The organism is Rhodoferax sp. BAB1 (genome assembly GCF_013334205.1).
Taxonomy (GTDB): domain Bacteria; phylum Pseudomonadota; class Gammaproteobacteria; order Burkholderiales; family Burkholderiaceae_C; genus Hylemonella.
Genome location: NZ_CP054424.1, coordinates 2,010,996 through 2,030,917, shown reverse-complemented (window position 1 = coordinate 2,030,917; position 19,922 = coordinate 2,010,996). Strand labels below are relative to the sequence as shown.

The 19,922-nt window shown below is 66.2% G+C and carries 18 protein-coding genes and 1 tRNA gene; 14 read left to right on the top strand and 5 right to left on the bottom strand.

From position 1 onward, the window contains the following. Window positions 1-45: 45 nt before the first annotated feature. From HTY51_RS09740 to HTY51_RS09725, 4 genes are all read left to right on the top strand, one after another. A complete protein-coding gene (locus tag HTY51_RS09740; RefSeq protein WP_174252557.1) occupies window positions 46-1,023 on the top strand; it encodes an acetyl-CoA carboxylase carboxyltransferase subunit alpha in 978 nt (325 codons plus the stop codon). Between the two features lie 36 nt (window positions 1,024-1,059). Further along, complete coding sequence (tilS, locus tag HTY51_RS09735) at window positions 1,060-2,004, top strand: tRNA lysidine(34) synthetase TilS (protein ID WP_174252556.1); 945 nt, start codon at window positions 1,060-1,062, stop codon at window positions 2,002-2,004. Between the two features lie 100 nt (window positions 2,005-2,104). Continuing rightward, window positions 2,105-3,373 carry an aspartate kinase gene (locus HTY51_RS09730; protein WP_174252555.1) on the top strand — a complete coding sequence of 423 codons (1,269 nt, stop codon included), beginning with the start codon at window positions 2,105-2,107 and terminating at the stop codon, window positions 3,371-3,373. Window positions 3,374-3,423: 50 nt separating this feature from the next. Then, a tRNA-Ser gene (locus HTY51_RS09725) sits at window positions 3,424-3,516 on the top strand. A 198-nt stretch (window positions 3,517-3,714) separates the two neighbouring features. Here the strand turns inward: HTY51_RS09725 and HTY51_RS09720 are convergent. Continuing rightward, window positions 3,715-4,122: an RNA-binding S4 domain-containing protein gene (locus HTY51_RS09720; protein WP_174252554.1), complete on the bottom strand. Its 408-nt coding sequence runs from the start codon at window positions 4,120-4,122 to the stop codon at window positions 3,715-3,717. Between the two features lie 49 nt (window positions 4,123-4,171). Here HTY51_RS09720 and HTY51_RS09715 point away from each other — a divergent pair, with 49 nt between their 5' ends. The 9 genes from HTY51_RS09715 (at window position 4,172) to HTY51_RS09675 (ending at window position 13,515) form a co-directional block, all read left to right on the top strand. Beyond that, the gene (locus tag HTY51_RS09715) at window positions 4,172-5,647 is read left to right on the top strand and encodes a sigma-54-dependent Fis family transcriptional regulator (protein ID WP_174252553.1); all 1,476 of its coding nucleotides are present in this window, start codon (window positions 4,172-4,174) and stop codon (window positions 5,645-5,647) included. 148 nt (window positions 5,648-5,795) lie between these two features. Beyond that, window positions 5,796-6,992, top strand: a complete 1,197-nt coding sequence (locus HTY51_RS09710; protein WP_174252552.1) for a substrate-binding domain-containing protein — start codon at window positions 5,796-5,798, stop codon at window positions 6,990-6,992. A 165-nt stretch (window positions 6,993-7,157) separates the two neighbouring features. Beyond that, window positions 7,158-7,922 (top strand): ABC transporter ATP-binding protein, encoded by a 765-nt coding sequence (locus tag HTY51_RS09705; protein WP_174252551.1) that lies wholly within the window; start codon window positions 7,158-7,160, stop codon window positions 7,920-7,922. After that, on the top strand, window positions 7,919-8,644 hold the full coding sequence (locus HTY51_RS09700) for an ABC transporter ATP-binding protein (RefSeq protein ID WP_174252550.1): 726 nt from the start codon (window positions 7,919-7,921) through the stop codon (window positions 8,642-8,644). The genes HTY51_RS09705 and HTY51_RS09700 overlap by 4 nt, the downstream gene beginning before the upstream one ends. After that, the gene (locus HTY51_RS09695) at window positions 8,641-9,627 is read left to right on the top strand and encodes a branched-chain amino acid ABC transporter permease (RefSeq protein WP_371733756.1); all 987 of its coding nucleotides are present in this window, start codon (window positions 8,641-8,643) and stop codon (window positions 9,625-9,627) included. Before HTY51_RS09700 ends, HTY51_RS09695 begins: the two co-directional genes overlap by 4 nt. A 12-nt stretch (window positions 9,628-9,639) precedes the next feature. Beyond that, a complete protein-coding gene (locus HTY51_RS09690) occupies window positions 9,640-10,731 on the top strand; it encodes a branched-chain amino acid ABC transporter permease (RefSeq protein WP_174252548.1) in 1,092 nt (363 codons plus the stop codon). Window positions 10,732-10,754: 23 nt separating this feature from the next. Continuing rightward, window positions 10,755-11,897, top strand: coding sequence for an ABC transporter substrate-binding protein (locus HTY51_RS09685; RefSeq protein ID WP_174254227.1), 1,143 nt, complete (start codon window positions 10,755-10,757; stop codon window positions 11,895-11,897). A gap of 28 nt (window positions 11,898-11,925) precedes the next feature. After that, window positions 11,926-12,795, top strand: a complete 870-nt coding sequence (locus HTY51_RS09680) for an alpha/beta fold hydrolase (RefSeq protein WP_174252547.1) — start codon at window positions 11,926-11,928, stop codon at window positions 12,793-12,795. 63 nt (window positions 12,796-12,858) lie between these two features. Then, complete coding sequence (locus HTY51_RS09675) at window positions 12,859-13,515, top strand: glutathione S-transferase family protein (protein WP_174252546.1); 657 nt, start codon at window positions 12,859-12,861, stop codon at window positions 13,513-13,515. Between the two features lie 12 nt (window positions 13,516-13,527). Here HTY51_RS09675 and hemH read toward each other — a convergent pair whose 3' ends face one another. Then, window positions 13,528-14,619 (bottom strand): ferrochelatase, encoded by a 1,092-nt coding sequence (gene hemH, locus HTY51_RS09670; RefSeq protein ID WP_174252545.1) that lies wholly within the window; start codon window positions 14,617-14,619, stop codon window positions 13,528-13,530. Between the two features lie 19 nt (window positions 14,620-14,638). On the opposite strand from hemH, the gene HTY51_RS09665 reads away from it, so the two are divergent. Then, window positions 14,639-15,352: an HAD family hydrolase gene (locus HTY51_RS09665; protein WP_174252544.1), complete on the top strand. Its 714-nt coding sequence runs from the start codon at window positions 14,639-14,641 to the stop codon at window positions 15,350-15,352. Here the strand turns inward: HTY51_RS09665 and HTY51_RS09660 are convergent. From HTY51_RS09660 to hpnD, 3 genes are read right to left on the bottom strand one after another with little or no spacing between them, the layout of a single operon-like run. Next, window positions 15,349-17,775: a penicillin acylase family protein gene (locus HTY51_RS09660; RefSeq protein WP_305791366.1), complete on the bottom strand. Its 2,427-nt coding sequence runs from the start codon at window positions 17,773-17,775 to the stop codon at window positions 15,349-15,351. The two genes, HTY51_RS09665 and HTY51_RS09660, sit on opposite strands and share 4 nt — an antisense overlap. Window positions 17,776-17,821: 46 nt before the next feature. Continuing rightward, complete coding sequence (gene hpnE, locus HTY51_RS09655) at window positions 17,822-19,078, bottom strand: hydroxysqualene dehydroxylase HpnE (RefSeq protein ID WP_174252543.1); 1,257 nt, start codon at window positions 19,076-19,078, stop codon at window positions 17,822-17,824. Further along, window positions 19,075-19,914: a presqualene diphosphate synthase HpnD gene (gene hpnD, locus HTY51_RS09650; protein WP_174252542.1), complete on the bottom strand. Its 840-nt coding sequence runs from the start codon at window positions 19,912-19,914 to the stop codon at window positions 19,075-19,077. The genes hpnE and hpnD overlap by 4 nt, the downstream gene beginning before the upstream one ends. Window positions 19,915-19,922: the final 8 nt, after the last annotated feature.

The window sequence follows — 19,922 nt, the reverse complement described above, 5'->3', positions numbered from 1 at the left end:
GGGCCCGGGCTTCGGGAGCGGGCACACAGAATAAGGAGTTTCTCCATGGCCAAGAAGACATTTCTCGATTTCGAACAGCCGATCGCCGAGCTCGAGGCCAAGATCGAAGAGCTGCGTTATGTGCAGACCGAATCCGCCGTCGACATCAGCGAAGAGATCGATCAGCTCAGCAAGAAGAGCCAGCAGCTGACCAAGGACGTCTACAGCGACCTCAATCCCTGGCAGATCACCAAGATCGCCCGTCATCCCGAGCGCCCCTACACGCTCGATTACGTCAATGAGCTGTTCACCGACTTTGTCGAGATGCACGGCGACCGCCATTTCGCTGACGACCTGAGCATTGTGGGTGGCCTGGCGCGCTTCAACGGCACCGCCTGCATGGTGATCGGCCAGCAAAAGGGCCGCGACACCAAGGAGCGCGGCCTGCGCAACTTCGGCATGAGCAAGCCCGAGGGTTACCGCAAGGCCCTGCGCCTGATGAAGACGGCCGAGAAGTTCGGCCTGCCGGTCTTCACCTTCGTCGACACACCCGGCGCCTACCCCGGCATCGATGCTGAGGAGCGCGGCCAGTCCGAGGCCATCGGCCGCAACATCTTCGAGATGGCGCAGCTGGAAGTGCCCATCATCACCACCATCATCGGCGAGGGCGGCTCCGGTGGCGCGCTGGCCATCTCGGTGGGGGACCAGGTGCTGATGCTGCAGTACTCGGTCTACTCGGTGATCAGCCCCGAGGGCTGCGCCTCCATCCTTTGGAAGACCGCCGAGCGCGCGCAGGATGCGGCCGAGGCGCTGGGCATCACGGCACATCGCCTCAAGGCCCTGGGTCTGGTCGACAAGATCGTCAACGAGCCCGTGGGCGGCGCGCACCGTGATCCCAAGCAGATGGCGGCCTTCCTCAAGCGCGCCCTGGTCGATGCCTACCGACAGGTGGCCGACCTCAAGGTCAAGGAGCTGCTGGAGCGCCGTTACGAGCGCCTGCAGAGCTATGGCCGCTACACCGACACCAAGACCAGCGGCAGGTAAGCCCCTGTCCTGCGCTGCCCGACGGCAGGTGCGCGCATGACGCGCAGCCTGGTCCAGGCGTTGCAGGATTTCCAGCCCGGCCTGCCCCTGGCGGTGGCCTACAGCGGCGGCGCCGATTCCATGGCCCTGTTGCTGGCCTGTGCCGAGAAGTGGCCAGGCCAGGTCAGCGCCATCCACATCCATCACGGCCTGCAGGCCGCCGCCGACGATTTCGAGTCGCATTGCCGTGAGGTCTGTGCCCGTCTGGGTGTGCCGCTGCAGGTGTTAAGGGTCGATGCGCGTCACGCACCCGGCCAGAGTCCGGAAGAGGCGGCGCGCAGCGCACGCTACGCCGCCCTGCGCCAGGGTGCCGAGGCAGCGCAGCCGCCGATCCGGCACATCGCCCTGGCCCAGCATGCCGACGACCAGGCCGAGACGCTGCTGCTGGCCCTGAGCCGCGGTGCCGGCCTGCCGGGCCTGAGCGCCATGCCGGCGCAGTGGGAGCGTGACGGCATCCACTATTACCGCCCCCTGCTGGAGGTGAGTGGGGCAGCGCTGCGCGAGAGTCTGCGTGCGCGTGGTATTTCCTGGATCGAGGATCCGAGCAACGCGGATGAACAGTACACACGCAATCGCATCCGCGCCCGCCTGTTGCCAGCGCTGGAGGCGGCCTTCCCGCACTTTCGTGACACCTTTGCCCGCAGTGCGGCCCATGCGGCCCAGGCGCAGCGTCTGCTGGATGAACTGGCGGCCGAAGACCTGGTCCGTGTCGGGGTGCCACCGCAAATCGCTCGGCTGCAGGAGCTGAGCCGCGCACGCCTGGCCAATGTCCTGCGCCACTGGCTGCGCAGCACCCATGCCACGGCGCCCAGCGCAGCCCAGCTGGAAGAACTGCTGGACCAGCTGGCCGCTTGCACCACCCGTGGCCATCGCATCCACCTCAAGGTGGGTGCGGGCCATGTCGAGCGACAGGGGCAAGTACTGACTTGGTACAATCCCTAGGTTTTGCACGCCTGAAAACCAGGCCAGAGCAAGGCCTTCCCCCCGTAGACACCGGTCACTGCGGCACGCGCATGCAGAGGCCAACTATCCAACAATTTCAATGGCACTGATCGTTCACAAGTACGGCGGCACGTCCATGGGCTCGACCGAGCGCATCCGCAATGTCGCCAAGCGCGTCGCCAAATGGGCCCGCGCCGGCCACCAGATGGTGGTGGTGCCCTCGGCCATGAGCGGCGAGACCAATCGCCTGCTCGGCTTGGCCAAGGAGCTGGCGCCCGTGAAATCCAATGAGGCGACCAACCGCGAGCTCGATATGCTGGCCGCCACCGGCGAGCAGGCCTCCAGCGCGCTGCTGGCCATCGCCCTGCAGGCCGAAGGCATGCAGTCGGTCAGCTACGCTGGCTGGCAGGTGCCGATCAAGACCAACAGCGCCTATACCAAGGCCCGCATCGAATCCATCGACGACCAGCGTGTGCGCGCCGATCTGGCCCAAGGCAAAGTGGTCATCGTGACCGGCTTCCAGGGCATCGACGAGCAGGGCCATATCACTACCCTGGGCCGTGGCGGTTCCGACACCTCGGCCGTGGCCGTGGCGGCGGCGATGAAGGCCGACGAGTGCCTGATCTACACCGACGTCGATGGTGTCTACACCACCGACCCGCGTGTGGTGCCGGAAGCGCGTCGCCTGCACACCGTGAGTTTCGAGGAGATGCTGGAGATGGCCTCCATGGGCTCCAAGGTGCTGCAGATCCGCTCCGTGGAATTCGCCGGCAAGTACAAGGTGCCGCTGCGCGTGCTCTCGAGCTTCACGCCCTGGGATATCGACATCAACGAGGAAGCCAAGTCCGGCACCCTGATCACCTTTGAGGAAGACGAGAAAATGGAACAAGCCATTGTTTCCGGCATTGCATTCAACCGCGACGAGGCCAAGATTTCCGTGGTCGGCGTGCCCGACAAGCCCGGCATCGCCTACCAGATCCTGGGTGCCGTGGCCGAGGCCAACATCGAAGTCGACATGATCATCCAGAACATCAGCAAGGATGGCAAGACGGACTTCAGCTTCACCGTGAACCGCAACGAGTTCGCGCGTGCCATGGACCTGCTCAAGGACAAGGTCGTCCCGGCGCTGGGCGCCACGGAGGTGGTGGGCGACACCAAGATCTGCAAGGTCAGCATCGTGGGCATCGGCATGCGCAGCCACGTGGGCATCGCCAGCAAGATGTTCCGCGCGCTGAGCGAGGAGGGCATCAACATCCAGATGATCTCCACCAGTGAGATCAAGACCTCCGTCGTCATCGACGAGAAATACATGGAACTGGCCGTGCGCGCCCTGCACAAGGCCTTCGACCTGGACCAGCCCGCCGCCTGAAATTCTGCAGATCAGGTGCGGGATTCATGCGATAATCCCGCTGACCTTTTGGAGACGTGACCGAGTGGCCGAAGGTGCTCCCCTGCTAAGGGAGTATGGGGTGTAGAGCCTCATCGAGGGTTCGAATCCCTCCGTCTCCGCCAAAAGAAAAGCCCCGCCTAGTGCGGGGCTTTGCTTTTGGCAGAGTTGGGAGGGTGAGAACTCTCTGGTTCGCTCGAAAACAGTCCGGGGACTGTTTTCGGACGCGCACAGCGCGGGGGCGAAGCCCCCGAGAAATTCGCGTCAGACGAATTTCGAGTTATCCCTCCGCGTCTCGAGCGCTATAGAAGCGTGCGAACGGGTCACGACTCCGCCGACGCACTCCACCGCTCGTTCCACCCGGCCTTCTCGATCTGCCGCCGATCCCGCTTGGTCGGCCGCCCCTGTTCGATGCTCAGCGCCGGCTCAGCGGCAAGACGGCGTTGCTCGGCCGCAGCTTCGCGCGCCAGCCGGCTGGCCTCGGTTTCCTCATAGAGTTGCTGCGCGACCGGTGCCGGCCCACGCTGGCCACTCAAGCCGCGCACGACGACGGTGCGGATAACAGTACCCTGGCGCAGAGTGACCAGATCGCCGGACCGTACCTCGCGCGCCGGCTTGACCGCCTGCGCGTTGACCAGCACCCGGCCCTTGCCGATCTCCTCCACGGCCAGCGAGCGTGTCTTGTAGAAACGCGCCGCCCACAGCCATTTGTCGATGCGCAGGGCGTCCATCAGGGAAAGCGGGGAGGGCGAAACATGCGAGTCACTGTACCATCGCCGCATGGAAAAAACGGACGTCCTGCCGCGCGATGCCCAGAGCATCCTGGAGCTGGCCGCCCGCTCCATGTTCGACCTGTTTGCCAATGCCAGCGAAGGCATGCTGCTGGTGGACCGCCAGGGCAAGGTGGTCTGGATCAACGAGCAGTACAAGCGCTTCCTGCCGGCGCTGGGGTTTGAGCGGGTCGAGGATTTCGTCGGACATCCGGTGGCCAGCGTGGTGCACAACACGCAGCTGCATCATGTGCTGGAAACCGGCAAGCCCATCCTGATCGACCTGCTGAGCAACCGGGCCGGCACCTTCGGGGTCAGCCGCATACCGCTGCGCGACAGCTCGGGCGAGGTCATTGGTGCGCTGGGCATCGTGCTCTTCGACCATCCCGAGACCAATCTGCAGCCGCTGATCAACAAGTTCGCCGCCCTGCAGCGTGAACTGGACGACGCACGGCGCGAACTGGCCAGCCAGCGCAGCAACGGCCAGCGCCGCGCCAAGTACACCTTTGCCAGCTTCGTGGGGGGCAGCCCGGCCGTGGTGGAGCTCAAGCGTCTGGCGCGCCGCGCCGCGCAGTCGGGCAGCCCTGTGCTGCTGCTGGGCGAGACCGGCAGCGGCAAGGAACTGCTGGCGCATGCCATCCATGCCGTTTCTTCGCGTCCCAATGGTCCCTTCGTCACCGTCAACATTGCCGCCGTGCCCGACACCCTGCTGGAGGCCGAGTTCTTCGGCGTGGCACCCGGCGCCTACACCGGGGCCGAGCGCAAGGGCCGCGACGGCAAGCTCAAGCTGGCCGACGGCGGCACGCTGTTCCTGGACGAGATCGGCGACATGCCCCCGGGCCTGCAGGCCAAGCTGCTGCGTGCCCTGCAGGAGGGCGAATTCGAGCCCCTGGGATCCAACCGCCTGCTGCGTTTCGAGGCCAAGGTGATCGCCGCCACCTCGCGAGACCTGGTGCGTCTGGTGCGCGAAGGCAAGTTCCGCGAAGACCTGTATTACCGCCTCAATGTGCTGCCCATCCGCGTGCCGCCTCTGCGCGAGCGGCGCTCCGACATCCCGGCGCTGGTCGAGGCCTTGGGCGAGGAACTGGCCCAGCGTAGCGGGCTGCCGCAGCCCGAGTACACGCCCGAGGCCATGGACCTGCTGGCGGCCCAGCTCTGGCGCGGCAATGTGCGCGAGCTGCGCAATGTGCTGGAACAGGCGGCCTTGCTGGGAGACTCCAGCCGCATCGACGGCGAACGGATCACACGGGTGCTGCGCGAAACCGGCATTGAGCAGCTGGAAGCGCCCCTGCCCGCGGCGCTACCGGTCCGTGCCGCGCCGGAGGGCGGGGTGCGGCCCCTGGCGGAGCAGGTGGCAGAACTCGAGCGCTTGGCCATCGCCGCCGCCCTGACGGCCTGTGGCGGCAACAAGGTTGCCGCGGCCAGGATGCTGGGCATCTCGCGAGCCACGCTTTATGAGCGGCTGGATGCAGGTGTCTTGAATTAAGGCAAGTGTATTTATTTCATACATTTATTTGTATGAAATTCAGTCAATTCATTAATGCCTGAAAATAAAGTCATTTGAAATCAATGACTTGCGATGTGGCACGGTATCTGCAAACATGACTCCATAACATTTACATGAGGAGACCTGTATGCAACGTCGTTTCTGGATCATTCGCGGCGGCCTGATCGGCACCGCCCTGGCCACTGCCGTCCTGGCGGCTGGCGTCCACGCTCAGGGCAAGGACATCCGCATCGCCCACATCTACAGCAAGACCGGTCCGCTGGAAGCCTATGGCAAGCAGACCCAGACCGGTTTCATGATGGGGCTGGACTACGCCACTGGCGGCACCATGCAGGTGGCCGGCCGCAAGATCGTCGTGATGGAGAAGGATGACCAGGGCAAGCCCGACCTGGGCAAGAGCCTGCTGGCCGCCGCCTACGGCGACGACAAGGTGGACCTGGCCGTCGGCCCCACCGCTTCGCCCGTGGCCTTGGCCATGCTGCCCGTGGCCGAGGAATACAAGAAGATCCTGCTGGTCGAGCCGGCCGTGGCCGACTCCATCACCGGTGACAAGTGGAACAAGTACATCTTCCGCACCGGCCGCAACAGCAGCCAGGATGCCATCGCCAACGCCGTGGCCATGGACAAGGAAGGCATCAGCATCGTGACCATGGCGCAGGACTCGGCCTTCGGCAAGGACGGCGTCAAGGCCTTCAAGGAAGCGCTCAAGAAGGCCAAGCTGGTGCATGAGGAGTACCTGCCCCCGGCCACCACCGACTTCACCGCCGGCGGCCAGCGCATGATCGACAAGCTCAAGGGCCTGCCGGGCCGCAAGGTGATCTTCATCATCTGGGCTGGCGGCAACCCCTTCAAGATCGCCGACATGGACCTCAAGCGCCATGGCATCGAGATCGCCACTGGCGGCAACATCCTGCCGGCCATGGTGGCCTACAAGCAGTTCCCGGGCATGGAGGGGGCGGCCTATTACTACTTCGGCATGCCCAAGAATCCGATCAACGAGGCCATGGTCTCGCGCCACTACAGCCAGTTCAAGGCCCCGCCGGACTTCTTCACCGCCGGTGGTTTCAGCGCGGCCATGGCCGTTGTCACGGCGCTCAAGCAGACCAACGGCGACACCACGACCAACACGCTGATCAAGACCATGGAAGGCATGAGCTTCGACACGCCCAAGGGCAAGATGACCTTCCGCAAGGAAGACCACCAGGCCATGCAGAGCATGTACCACTTCAAGATCAAGGTGGACCCGGCGTTCAACTGGGGCGTGCCCGAGCTGGTGCGTGAGATCAAGCCGGAAGAGATGGCCGTTCCGATCCGGAACCGTTGAATGGGTGCTCGGCTACTGCGCGGCCGCCCGGCGTCGTTGGGCGGTGCTCGCAATCCTCACGTACCGCAAGTACGTTCCGGTTGCTGCGCTCCGTCCGCCTAGCCGGGCAACCGCTCGCTACGCCGCTCCCCCATTCAAGAGCCCCATCGTCGGGGTACTGACTTCATGCTGGAAACCAGAAATCTCACGATCCGCTTCGGCGGCCACGTGGCGGTCAACGCCGTCTCGTGCCGTTTCGAGCCGGGCACGCTCACGGCCATCGTCGGTCCCAACGGGGCCGGCAAGACCACCTATTTCAACCTGATCTCGGGGCAGCTGACGGCGTCCGAGGGGTCGGTGCTGCTGGGTGGGCGGGACCTGTCGGCCCTTTCGGCTTCGGCACGCACGCGCGCCGGTCTGGGCCGTGCCTTCCAGCTGACCAACCTGTTTCCCAATCTCAGCGTGCTGGAGAACGTGCGCCTGGCGGTGCAGGCCACGCTGGAGGGGCCGCATCGCCGTGGCCTCAACCTCTGGAGCATCTGGAGCGACCACGCGCGCCTGACCGCGAGGGCGCACGAGATTCTGGTATCGGTGGCCATGGCACAGCAGCAGGACGCCCCGGTGGCCAGCCTGCCGCATGGGGATCAGCGCAAGCTGGAAGTGGCGTTGCTGATGGCGCTCGACCCGCAGGTCTACATGTTCGACGAGCCCACGGCCGGCATGAGCCATGACGAGGCGCCGGTGATCCTCAACCTGATCCGTCAGCTCAAGCGGGACAAGACGAAAACCATACTTCTGGTGGAGCACAAGATGGACGTGGTGCGTGAACTGGCCGACCGCATCATCGTGTTGCACAACGGCAGCCTGGTGGCCGATGGCGAGCCGGCGGCAGTGATTGCCTCGCCGGTCGTGCAAGAGGCTTACCTCGGTGTCGCAAAGGAGCCCGCATGAGCGACATCCTTCTGAAGCTTGAAGGGGTGCACACCCACATCGGGGCCTATCACATCCTGCACGGCGTGGACCTGCAGGTGCCACGCGGCCAGCTGACCCTGCTGCTGGGGCGCAACGGCGCCGGCAAGACCACCACGCTGCGCACCATCATGGGCCTGTGGTCTGCTTCGCAAGGCTGCATTACTTTCGACGGCCAGGACATCGCCGCGCTGCACACGCCGGCCATCGCCGCGCGCGACATCGCCTACGTGCCGGAGAACATGGGCATCTTCGCAGACCTCACGGTCAAGGAAAACATGTTGCTGGCTGCGCGCCAGGCGCGCCGCGCCGGTGACATGGACGAGGCGCGACTGCAATGGATCTTCCAGCTGTTTCCCGCGGTGGAGAAGTTCTGGAACCACCCGGCGGGCAAGCTTTCGGGCGGGCAGAAACAGATGCTGGCGGTCTCGCGCGCCATCGTCGAACCGCGTCGCCTGCTCATCGTCGACGAGCCCAGCAAGGGTCTGGCGCCCGTGATGATTGCCAACATGATCGCCGCCTTCCAGCAGCTCAAGGCCAGCGGCGTGACCATCCTGCTGGTGGAGCAGAACATCAATTTCGCCAAACAGCTGGGTGACAGCGTGGCCGTGATGGACAACGGCCGTGTGGTCCATGCCGGCACCATGCAGGCCCTGGCCGGCGACGAGGAACTGCAGCAGTCGCTGCTGGGGCTGGCGCTATGAGCATGAACAAGGATTTTGATTACAAGCCCCTGCTGCTGGTGCCCGTGCTGGCGCTGGCCGCGCTGCCGCTGATCGGCTCGGGTTCGACCTGGCTCACGCTGACCGTGGCCGGCCTGGCCATGGGCATGATCATCTTCATCATCGCCTCGGGCCTGACGCTGGTCTTCGGCCTGATGGACGTGCTCAACTTCGGACACGGTGTTTTCATTGCCCTGGGCGCCTTCGTCGCCACCAGCGTGCTGGGGATGATGGGTGACTGGACCGGTTCGCAGGAGCTCTGGCGCAACCTGCTGGCGGTGTTGCCGGCCATGGTGGTGGCCATGCTCGTGGCTGGTGCCATCGGCCTGGCTTTCGAGCGTTTCATCGTGCGCCCGGTCTACGGCCAGCACCTCAAGCAGATCCTCATCACCATGGGCGGCATGATCATCGGCGAGGAGCTGATCAAGGTGATCTGGGGGCCGCTGCAGATCGCGCTGCCGCTGCCCGAAGGCATGCGTGGCGCGGTGCTGCTCGGCGACGCTTCCGTCGAGAAATACCGCCTGATCGCCGTGGTGGTCGGCCTGGCCGTGTTCGCCGCCCAGGCCTGGACACTCTCGCGCACCAAGATCGGCCTGCTGATCCGTGCCGGTGTGCAGGATCGCGAGATGGTCGAGGCCCTGGGTTACCGCATCCGCCGGCTGTTCGTGGGGGTCTTTGTCATGGGCAGCGCCCTGGCCGGCCTGGGCGGCGTGATGTGGGGCCTGTACCAGCAGAACGTGGTGCCGCAGATGGGGGCACAGGTCAATGTGCTGATCTTCATCGTCATCATCATCGGCGGCCTGGGCTCGACCACCGGTGCCCTGATCGGCGCGCTGCTGGTGGGCCTGATGGCCAACTACACCGGTTTCCTGGTGCCCAAGGTGGCGCTGTTTTCCAACATCGCGCTGATGGTGGCCATCCTGCTGTGGCGGCCGCAGGGAGTCTATCCCGTGGCTAACCGTTAAGCGGAGCGAAGCATGTTTGCCCGTCTCATCTCCAACGATCTCCCTCGCAGCCGGATTCTGGCAGTCGTGCTGGTCCTGCTCCTGCTCGCACTCGCTGTCGCGCCCTTCATCGTGCCTGGCGTCAAGGCGCTCAACGTGGCGGCCAAGATCCTGATCTTCCTGGTGCTGGTGGCCAGCTTCGACCTGCTACTGGGCTACACCGGCATCGTCAGTTTCGCGCACACCATGTTCTTCGGCATCGGCGCCTACGGCATCGCCATCGCCACCACGCACCTGGGGCCGACCTGGACGGCACTGGCCGTGGGGCTGGCGGCCGCCCTGGCGCTGTCGCTGCTGCTGGCGCTGGCCATCGGCCTGTTTTCGCTGCGGGTGCGGGCCATCTTCTTCGCCATGATCACGCTGGCCGTGGCCTCGGCCTTCCAGACCCTGGCCTCGCAGCTCTCGGAGTTCACCGGCGGCGAGGACGGCCTGAGCTTCAAGCTGCCGGCACTGCTCTCACCCAGCTTCGAGCTGTTCGAGGAACCGGTGCTGGGCACCATGATCGACGGCCGTTTGATCAACTACTACCTGCTCTTCGTGGTGGCCCTGGTGTTGTTGCTGGCCTTGCTGCGCATCGTCAATTCGCCCTTTGGCCGCGTGCTGCAGGCCATCCGCGAGAACGAGTTCCGGGCCGAGGCCCTGGGCTACCGCGTGGTGGTCTATCGCACGCTGTCCAGCGTGTTCTCGGCCCTGTTCGCCTGCCTAGCCGGCGCCATGCTGGCGCTCTGGTTGCGCTACAACGGGCCCGACACCTCACTCTCCTTCGAAATCATGATGGACGTGCTGCTGATCGTGGTCATCGGCGGCATGGGCACGATCTACGGCTCGGCCATCGGGGCGGCGCTGTTCGTGGTGGCGCAGAGTTATCTGCAGGATCTGCTGCGTCTGGGCAGCGAGGCCGCCGCCGGCCTGCCGTTGCTGGCCGCACTGCTTTCACCCGACCGCTGGTTGCTCTGGCTCGGTCTGCTTTTTGTCTTGTCGGTTTACTACTTCCCTACCGGGGTGGTGGGACGTTTGCGGGCACGCAGCCTGCGCAAAACCAAAGCGGGCCCCGAGCCTGCATAAAAAAGGAGACAAGCATGTTGGGAATGTTCTATGGAGTCGCACGTCTGCGACGCGGGCTGGCCTGCCTGTGCTTCGCACTGATGGCCGCGTCAGCGGCGCAGGCTGCCGAGCTGACGGTGGTGCAGATAGCGCCCCTGAGCGGGGTGTTGGCCAGCACGGGCCAGCAGATGGTGCTGGGTGGCAAGATCTATTTCGACTGGGTCAATGACAACGGCGGCATCCATGGCGCGAAGATCCGCCATGTGGTGCAGGATGACGGCTACAAGGTGGACGAGACCGTGCGCCTGACGCGCGAGGCGCTGCAAAAGCCCGAGGTCATCGCGCTCTTCGGTTTCGCCGGGACCGCCAATGTCGCCAAGCTGCTGAGTGATGGCGTGCTGGAGACCGGCGGTGCACCGCTGGTGGCGCCCTATACCGGGGGCGAGGCGCTGCGCAAGCCCTTCAATCCCTACATCTTCCACGTGCGTGCGGGTTATGCCGACGAGGCCGAGCACATGGTGAATCAGGTCGTCACGCTGGGCATGACGCGCATCGCCGTGATGTACCAGGACGACGCCTTCGGCAAGGCCGGTCTGGCCGGCGTGGAGGAGGCGACGGCCCGGCGCGGCTTGAAGCTGGTGGCCGCCGCGCCCTATGAGCGCAATACCGACCAGGTGCATGGGGCTGTTCGTTCCATCGCGACGGCCGATGCGCAGGCGGTCATCATGATCTCGGTCAACCGTTCCACGGCGGCCTTTGCCAAACAGTACCGGGCAGCGGGCGGTGGGGCCCAGCTCTTCAACATCTCGGTGGTCGATCCGGCCGAACTGGTGAAGCTCGCCGGCGTGCAGGCCGTGCACGGCCTGGGCATCTCGCAGGTGGTGCCCTATCCCTATATGGCCAACAAACCGGCCGTGCGCGAATACCAGACGCTCTTGCAGAAGTACGGCCAGGGCCAGGCGCCCAACTACACCAGCTTCGAGGAATTCCTGGGTGCCAAGGTGCTGGTGGAGGGCTTGCGCCGGGCCGGGCCGAACCCGACACGGGCCCGGTTGATCCAGGCGCTGGAGACCCTCAACAACTTTGACCTCGGTGGCACGCGGGTGAGCTTTTCTCCTGCCAACCGGGTCGGTTCGCGTTATGTCGAGGTGACTGTGATCGGCGCCTCGGGCAAGCTGCTGCGCTGACGGACATCCAGACACGGGGAGATTTCGCATGACACCGGCATCCCATTACGTCCGCTGTGCCGGGCGTGAGATCCACTACACCGAATGGGGTGCCGGGCAGGCGCGCACCGTGATCGCCTGGCATGGCCTGGCACGCACCGGGCGCGACATGGACGAGCTGGCCGGGCACCTGAGCGCCCAGGGTTATCGCGTGATCTGCCCCGACACCCTGGGCCGTGGCCTGAGCCAGTGGAGCCCGCAACCGCAGCAGGAATACAAGCTGGCCTTCTACGCGCGCCTGGCGGCCGACCTGTTCGATCAGCTGGGCATTGCCTCGGCGCACTGGGTGGGCACCTCCATGGGCGGGGCCATCGGCACGGTGTGTGCCGCTGGGCTCTTGCAGCCGCAACTCAAGACCCGCATCCGCAGCCTGGTGCTCAACGACAATGCGCCGCAGCTGGCCGATGCCGCCATCGCACGCATCCGCGCTTACGCCGGCAACCCGCCGGCTTTCGAGACGGTGTGCGAACTGGAAGCGTTTTTTCGCCAGGCCTACAAGCCCTTTGGCTGGCTCAGCGACGCGCAATGGCGGCGCCTGACCGAGACCTCGACGCGCCGCCTGCCCGACGGCCGCGTGACCCCGCACTACGACCCGGCGATGGTGCAGCAGTTCGTCCACCACCCGGATGACTACCTGTTGTGGGAACACTACGACCAGATCGACACCCCGATGCTCTTGCTGCGCGGGGCCGAATCGGATCTCGTGCTGCCCGAGACGGTGGAGCACATGTGTACACGGGGCCCGGGCCGCGCAGGCCGCTTGCAGGTGATCGAGGTGCCGGGCTGCGGCCATGCGCCGGCGCTCAATGTGCCCGAGCAGTTGGATGCCGTGTTGGACTTCATACGCCGCAGTGACTGAGATGCATAATTCCCGGGCCCACGGGCTTGGGCACAATGCCGGTTGTTTCAATGAGGAGACTTCATGGCATTGACGATCTACGGCATCCAGGCATCGCGGGCGGTGCGCCCGCTCTGGGTGGCGACCGAACTGGGCCTGGCGTTCGAACACGTGCAGACGGACTACAAGGCCGGCACCACGCGCACGCCGGATTTCCTGGCGCTCAATCCGAACGGCCATATCCCGGTCGTCGTGGACCACCGGCCTGAGGGCGATGTGACGGTCTGGGAGAGCATGGCCTGCGCGCTCTACATCGCGCGCCAGCACGGCCAGCCCGATGGCGTGAACCTGGTGCCCGCCACGCCGCGCGAGGATGCCGAGGCCCTGCGCTGGAGCTTCTGGACCGTCACCGAAGTGGAGAAGGACGCACTTACCGTCCTGATGCACCGGCTCGCCATGCCGGAAGACCAGCGCAAGCCCGAACTCGCCGAAGCGGCCGAGCAGCGCCTCAAGGTGCCGCTGCGCGTGCTGGAGCAGCACCTGACGCAGCAGAAGGCGCGTGGTGAGGCACACATCGCTGCCGCCCGGTTCACCGTGGCCGATCTCTGCGTGGCCAGCGTGCTGCTGTGGGTGCGTGCGGCGCGCGACGTGATGGCGCAGTACCCCTTGGTCAGCGAGTGGCTGGCCCAGTGCCTGGCACGGCCGGCCTACACCTCCTTGCGCCACCCCAAGAAGACCTGAAGCGCCGCTGATTCAGCGCGGGGCTCCCAGGGCCAGGGCAGCGGCACGCGAAGCCGCCAGCGCTGTTGCATCCGGCGCCTGACGGGTCGGCCAGCCGGCCAGGTGCTGTGCGCTGAGCTGGCCCATGGCCTCGATCCACGCCGCACTGTCGTTCAGGCAGGGGATGTAGTGGAAGGCCTGGCCGCCGGCGTGCAGGAAAGCCTCGCGCGCTTCCTGCGCGATCTCCTCCAGCGTTTCCAGGCAGTCGCTGGTGAAACCGGGGCAGACCACGTCCACGCGTTTGACGCCGGCCTGCGCCAGCTGGATCAGCGTGGGCTCGGTATAGGGCTCCAGCCATTTGGCCTTGCCGAAGCGCGACTGGAAGGTGAGCTTGTATTGCGACTGGCTCAGCCCCAGTTCCTGCGCCAGCAGGCGCGCGGTCTTGTGGCACTCGCAGTGGTAGGGGTCGCCCAGGTGCAGGGTGCGCTCGGGCACGCCGTGGAAGCTCATGACCAGTTGGTCCGGGCGGCCGTGTTCCTGCCAGTAGGCGCGGATGCGCTGTGCCAGTGCGCCGATGTAGCCGGCGTCGTCGTGGTAGCGGTTGATGAAGCGCAGCTCGGGGATGGTGCGCACGCGGTCGGCCCAGTGGTAGACCGCGTCGAACACGCTGGCCGTGGTCGTGCCCGAGTACTGCGGGTAGGCCGGCAGCACCAGCACGCGTGTGGCGCCCTCGGCCTTGAGCGCATCGAGTTGTGCCGGCATGGACGGGTTGCCGTAGCGCATGGCGTAGCGCACGGTGACGTGGTGGCCCTGAGCTTGCAGCCAGTCCTGCAGGCGCTGCGCCTGCTTCTCGGTCCAGACCTTGAGCGGCGAGCCTTCGGGTGTCCAGATCGTGGCGTATTTGGCCGCCGACTTGGCCGGGCGCAGGCGCAGGATGAAACCGTGCAGGATCAGCCACCAGATCGGCCTGGGGATCTCCACCACGCGGTGGTCGCCCAGGAACTCGGCCAGGTAACGGCGCAGTGCGGCGGGTGTGGGGGCGTCGGGGGTGCCCAGGTTGCACAGCAGGATGGCCGTGGTCGGCGCCTGGCCATGGGTGTGTGCGGGTTCTTTTTTGAAAGCCATGCGGTATTCTCGCCCACCTATGCAAGCCACGCTCGACGCTTCCCGGATCAAGGCCATTTCCCTCGACCTCGACGACACCCTGTGGCCGATCTGGCCGGTGATCGCCCGCGCCGAACTGGCCCTGCAGGACTGGCTGCGCCCGCATGCGCCGGCCACTGCTGAATTTCTGACCGATGGCGAACGGCGCCTGACCCTGCGCCGCGAGGTACAGGCCAGCCGGCCCGAGATCGGGCACGACCTGCGTACCCTGCGCCAGGAGCTGATCCGCCGTGCCCTGCAACGCCATGACGAGGACACCATGCTGGTGGAGCCGGCCTACGAGGTCTTCATCGCCGAGCGCATGCGCGTGGAACTCTACGAAGATGCGCGCCCGGCGCTGGCCTGGCTGGCGCAGCGCTACCCGGTGGTGGCCCTGTCCAATGGCAATGCCGATGTACAGCGCATCGGACTGGGCGAGTTTTTCCATGCGGGCTTCAGCGCGCAGGAGTTCGGCGTGGGCAAGCCTGATGCGCGTTTCTTCCATGCCGCGGCCCAGGCCGCTGGTGTGTTGCCGCAGGAGGTGCTGCACGTGGGCGACGATGCGGCGCTGGACGTCGTGGGCGCGCTGGATGCGGGCCTGCAAACGGTCTGGGTCAACCGGGCCGGCCACGACTGGGCGCACGACAGCCATAGACCGCACGCCACCGTGGGCGACATGCAGGCCCTTTGCGCATTGCTGGGCGCGGGTAGCTAAGGCGCTGGCTGCAGCAGCAGCGTGCTGCGGGTGGCCGCTTTCACGTCGGCCGGGTTCAGGTGCATGGGCTGGTAGCGGCCGGCGATGAAGTCCTGTGCCTGGTCGGCGTAGTGGGGGTCGAGCAGCACGCCGCTCTGGCCCACGGGGTTGATGCCCAGGGCCTTGCCGGCATCGGCGAAGTCGATCAGGCGCCGGGTCGAGGGGCCGTAGTTCACGCTCCAGGGGGCCGGTCCCAGGGACTGCGCCAGGTTGTTGGGGATTTCGCGCCCGCCCGGGGCCTCCAGCGGACCGACGTTGAAGAGCTGGTCCAGCGGCTTGATGCGCCCCAGCGGATGGCCGTGGGTCAGGGTGTGGTTGTAGCCCCAGGTCCAGCCGGGCAGGGAGATGCCGCGCACCTCCTTCAGGTGGTCAAGGCTGGCACGCCAGGCCAGCTTCACGATGTCGTTGCGGTTTTCCCTGGGCTCGGTGCGGCGGTTGTCCCACCAGGGTGAGCGCGGGTCGGCCACCAGGCGCGGCAGGGCGTGGTCGATGGCACGCGTGCGCAAGAGGTTGTTGAACTGCTGCTCGCCCAGTTCATCGGCCATGCTCGCCTTGAGCAGCTCGTAGATGAACTGGTTGAAAACCGTGGGGGCGATGCTGGCGCTGTTGTGGCGGCCATCCCATTCGGCCACCTGGTCGATCAGCGCGCGCTCGATGGAGTCGGTGGACATCTCGCGCAGCAGCGGCAGCAGCGGGCGCAGCACACGCGCTGCATAGTCGGTCTGTTCATCGAGCTGCAGGGCCTGGCTGTTCTGCAGGTTCCACACGGTGCCGGGGGTACGCAGCAGCTGGTCCAGGCGCCGTGCGCGCTCGGGCAGGTTGTAGTACCCCGGCACAGGCACGCCGCTGCGCGGCACGGGCTGGTGGTTGGCCGAGACGATGTAACCGCGTGCCGGGTTTTCTTCCTGCGGGTTGTCGGCGAAGCGGTAAAAACCTGGCTTGTTCGCCTGCTCGCTGCCGCCATCGAGGATGAAACTCGGGTTCACGCTGAGCGGGCGCTGTACCAGCCTGGCGGCGGCCCACCAGCCGATGTCACCGGCTGCACTGGCCCACACCACATTCAGGCCCGGTGCGTGGATCTTGCTGGCCGCCACACGCGCCTTGGGCAGGGTGTCGGCGCGGTTGAGTTCATAGAAGGCGTCGAGGATGGGGTTCTCGGTTTCCAGAAAGGTCCACCACATGGCGATCGGGTCCTGGCCCAGGCTGTCGGGAAAGGCTCGGTTGATGAGGGGGCCGTGCGGTGAGCGCGTCAGCGTGATGCTGACCGGATCCGCCCCTTTCACTAGGATGGTTTCGGTGCGGTTTTGCAGCGCGACCCACTGCCCCTGGTGCCAGACCTGCCTGGGGTTGTCCGGATTCACCTTCAGGGCCACCAGGTCCATGTCGTCGTTCTGGAACATGGTCAGGCTCCAGCCGAAAGCCTGGTTGTGGCCCAGCAGCGCAAAAGGGTTCAGGGCCTGGTGATGGCCGTAGAGCTCGAAACCGGGTGCGCTCAGGTGGGCCTCGTACCAGACTGCGGGCAAGGAGTAGGCGATATGCGGGTCACCGGCCAGCAGTGGCTTGCCGCTGGCGGTGCGCCGCCCGGAAAGGGCCCAGGCATTGCTGCCTTCGAAGAGCGGGACTCCGGCCAGTTCCAGGGCCTGCTGGCTGACTTCGGACATCCGCGCCAGGGCTTGCCAGTCGGCCTGGGCCAGGCCGGGCCGGGGCCGTCGCTGCGCCATGGGGCCGACCACACCCAGCGGCTGCCATTCGAGATCGAAGATCTGCAGGTGTTCCGGGCCCAGCTGGTCCCGCACATAGGTCAGCACAGGTTCGGTGCGCAGTGCGGCGGCAAAGCTGTAGGCCAGGTAACCGGCCACGGCCAGCGTGTCGGCCGGTGTGTAGTGCTGGGGCTGGATGCGTAGCAGGTCGAACTCGACCGGCAGGGGGCGCGTGTCCTGGAACTCGTTGATGCCGTCCAGGTAGGCCAGCAGGCCTTGCCAGGCGGGGCTGTTGCGGTCGATGCTCTTGATCCTTTGCTCGGCGTGGGCACGGAGCTCCAGGGTACGGAACAGGCGATCGGTGTCGAGCAGCTTGGGCCCCAGGATCTCGGCCAGTTCGCCGCGTGCCAGGCGGCGCACCATTTCCATCTGGAACAGCCGGTCCTGGGCGTGCAGGAAACCGAGGGCACGGTAGAGGTCAATCTCGTTCTGTGCCTGCAGGTGCGGCACGCCACGTTCGTCCCAGCTCACCTGCACCGGGGCCTTGAGCTGGCTCAGTTCGATGGTGCCGCTGCGTTGAGGCAGCTTGCTGCGGGCATGCCAGACACCGGCGGCGACGGCGATGGCCAGCACGGTGAGCAACACGATCATCAGGACGAACAGGACTTTGAACAGACGTTTCATCGTGAGCGGCTCCCCGGGTTCATGAGTGATGTGACTGGTGTTTGTATCACCTTGCGAGCGCCAGGGCCGCGGCCAGGCCGCTGCGCACCGCGCCTTCGAGTGTGGCGGGGTAGGGGCCAGCCACGTAGTCGCCGCAGGCCAGCAGGCCGGGGGCGATGCCTTGAGGCGGTCGTTGCAGGCCCGGTGTGCAAGCGAAGGTGGCTCGTTTTTCCACCACGGTCTGCAGCGCTTGCAGTTGCAGACCCAGTTGTGCCTGCGACTGGGACAGCACCTGGGCCTGCAGCGTTTCGCGTTCACCCCGGCTGGCGCTGACCACAAAAGCCAGCAGGCCCGCCGGGCCGCCGAGTTGGCCGCGGTCGAAGACGAACTGCGCGGGTTGCTGCGTGTCGTGGCGCAGGGCCAGCATGGGCGCGGCGAGGCGGGCTTGGGGGGCCCAGGCATAGACCGTGGTGATGGCCTCGAAGTGCAGGGCTTCGGCCGTGCTGGCCCAGGCGGCATTCAGCGGTGCGGCCAGCCGCGCCGCCTCGGCCGGGGAGCAGGCCAGCAGCACGGCATCAAAAGTCTGGCCGTCGAGTTGCCAGTGGGCGGCGCCCTGCGGCAAGGTCGTGATGCGTGCGCCTGTGCGCACCGTGGCGCCGTGCGCCTGCAGCCAGCTGACGGCTGCCTGCGGGAACAGGGCCGACAGATCGACGCGCGGCAGCAGCAGTTGCGAACCGCCGGGCACGGCGAACAAGGCATCGTGCAGCACACGCAGGAAGACCCGGGCGCTGGCCTGGTTTGCCGGTGTGTTGAGTGCCGAGACACACAAGGGTTCAATCAGCTCGGTCAACACGCGTGGCCCAAGTTCTGAGCAGAGCGCGGCCACACTCAGCGTGTCCTCGCATTCAAAACCCGCCAGCTTCCAGCCCAGGGCGGCACGCAGCAGGCCCAGGCGTTCGCGCAGCGGCCAGGCGCGGTTGCGCAGGATCCCGGCCAGCACATCCAGGGGCACGGGCAGATCGGGCAGGCGCAGGCCGGCACCGTCCGGGAACTGCAGGGTCAGGGGCAGGCGCTGCAGGGCCGTGTCGGGGTTCACGCCCACCCTGCGCATGAGTTTCAGCGTTTCGGTGTAGGCGCCGATCAGGATGTGCTGGCCGTTGTCCACCGTCACGGCCTGGCCATCGGGCAGCGTGATGTCCAGGCCGCGGGCGCGGCCGCCGGGGGTGCGGGCCGCTTCGAAGACGGTGACCTGATGGCTGTCTTGCACAGCCTGCACGGCCGCGGCCAGCCCAGCCCAGCCGGCACCAACGACGGCAAGCCTCACATCTTCCCCAAGGCCTGCACGCGCCAGGCCAGCCAGAGCTTGCGCAGGGGCGTGAGGCTGATGCGCTGGTGCAGCACCTGGAAGTTGTCGCGCTCGATCTCGCGCAGCAGGGTGCGGTAGATGCTGGCCATCATCAGCCCCGGCTTTTGCGTGCGGCGGTCGGCCTCGGGCAGCAGGGCCAGGGCTTCGTCGTAGAGCTTGTGGGCGCGCTCGGTCTGGAACTTCATCAAGGCCACGAAACGCTCCGAGTGCTGGCGCTTGAGCAGTTCGTGCGCCTTGACGTCGAACTGTTGCAGTTCGTTGACCGGCAGGTAGATGCGCCCGCGCAAGGCGTCTTCGCCGACGTCGCGGATGATGTTGGTCAGCTGGAAGGCCAGGCCCAGGGTATGAGCGTAGCGCGTGGTCTGTTCCTGGGTCTGGCCGAAGATGCGCGCCGCCACTTCACCCACCACGCCGGCGACCAGGTGGCAGTAGCGCTGCAGGGCCGGGTAGTCCAGGTAACGGGTCTGCTGCAGGTCCATCTGGCAGCCTTCGATCACGGCCAGCAGGTGGCGCGCCTCGATGCCGTAGACGGCGGTATGCGGCATCAGGGCCTGCAGCACCGGGTGCGTGGGCTGACCCGCATAGGCGCGGCTCACTTCAGCTTCCCACCAGGCCAGCTTGGTCTGGGCCACGCCGGGGTCGGACACCTCGTCCACCACGTCGTCGACCTCACGGCAGTAGGCGTAGAAGGCCGTGATGGCCGCGCGGCGCGGCTTGGGCAGGAAGAGGAAGGCGTAGTAGAAGCTGCTGCCGGAGGCGGCGGCTTTTTGCTGGACGTAGGTCTCGGGCGTCATGGGTTGGA

What these genes read in the sequence shown, in the direction of transcription:
- HTY51_RS09690 (WP_174252548.1), top strand. Translation starts at nt 9,640, where the DNA reads ATGTTTGCCCGTCTCATCTCCAACGATCTCCCTCGCAGCCGGATTCTG.
- HTY51_RS09705 (WP_174252551.1), top strand. Translation starts at nt 7,158, where the DNA reads ATGCTGGAAACCAGAAATCTCACGATCCGCTTCGGCGGCCACGTGGCG.
- HTY51_RS09660 (WP_305791366.1), bottom strand. Translation starts at nt 17,775, where the DNA reads ATGAAACGTCTGTTCAAAGTCCTGTTCGTCCTGATGATCGTGTTGCTC.
- HTY51_RS09740 (WP_174252557.1), top strand. Translation starts at nt 46, where the DNA reads ATGGCCAAGAAGACATTTCTCGATTTCGAACAGCCGATCGCCGAGCTC.
- HTY51_RS09730 (WP_174252555.1), top strand. Translation starts at nt 2,105, where the DNA reads ATGGCACTGATCGTTCACAAGTACGGCGGCACGTCCATGGGCTCGACC.
- tilS (WP_174252556.1), top strand. Translation starts at nt 1,060, where the DNA reads ATGACGCGCAGCCTGGTCCAGGCGTTGCAGGATTTCCAGCCCGGCCTG.
- HTY51_RS09715 (WP_174252553.1), top strand. Translation starts at nt 4,172, where the DNA reads ATGGAAAAAACGGACGTCCTGCCGCGCGATGCCCAGAGCATCCTGGAG.
- HTY51_RS09695 (WP_371733756.1), top strand. Translation starts at nt 8,641, where the DNA reads ATGAGCATGAACAAGGATTTTGATTACAAGCCCCTGCTGCTGGTGCCC.
- HTY51_RS09665 (WP_174252544.1), top strand. Translation starts at nt 14,639, where the DNA reads ATGCAAGCCACGCTCGACGCTTCCCGGATCAAGGCCATTTCCCTCGAC.
- hemH (WP_174252545.1), bottom strand. Translation starts at nt 14,619, where the DNA reads ATGGCTTTCAAAAAAGAACCCGCACACACCCATGGCCAGGCGCCGACC.
- HTY51_RS09675 (WP_174252546.1), top strand. Translation starts at nt 12,859, where the DNA reads ATGGCATTGACGATCTACGGCATCCAGGCATCGCGGGCGGTGCGCCCG.
- HTY51_RS09700 (WP_174252550.1), top strand. Translation starts at nt 7,919, where the DNA reads ATGAGCGACATCCTTCTGAAGCTTGAAGGGGTGCACACCCACATCGGG.
- hpnD (WP_174252542.1), bottom strand. Translation starts at nt 19,914, where the DNA reads ATGACGCCCGAGACCTACGTCCAGCAAAAAGCCGCCGCCTCCGGCAGC.
- HTY51_RS09680 (WP_174252547.1), top strand. Translation starts at nt 11,926, where the DNA reads ATGACACCGGCATCCCATTACGTCCGCTGTGCCGGGCGTGAGATCCAC.
- HTY51_RS09710 (WP_174252552.1), top strand. Translation starts at nt 5,796, where the DNA reads ATGCAACGTCGTTTCTGGATCATTCGCGGCGGCCTGATCGGCACCGCC.
- HTY51_RS09685 (WP_174254227.1), top strand. Translation starts at nt 10,755, where the DNA reads ATGTTCTATGGAGTCGCACGTCTGCGACGCGGGCTGGCCTGCCTGTGC.
- HTY51_RS09720 (WP_174252554.1), bottom strand. Translation starts at nt 4,122, where the DNA reads ATGGACGCCCTGCGCATCGACAAATGGCTGTGGGCGGCGCGTTTCTAC.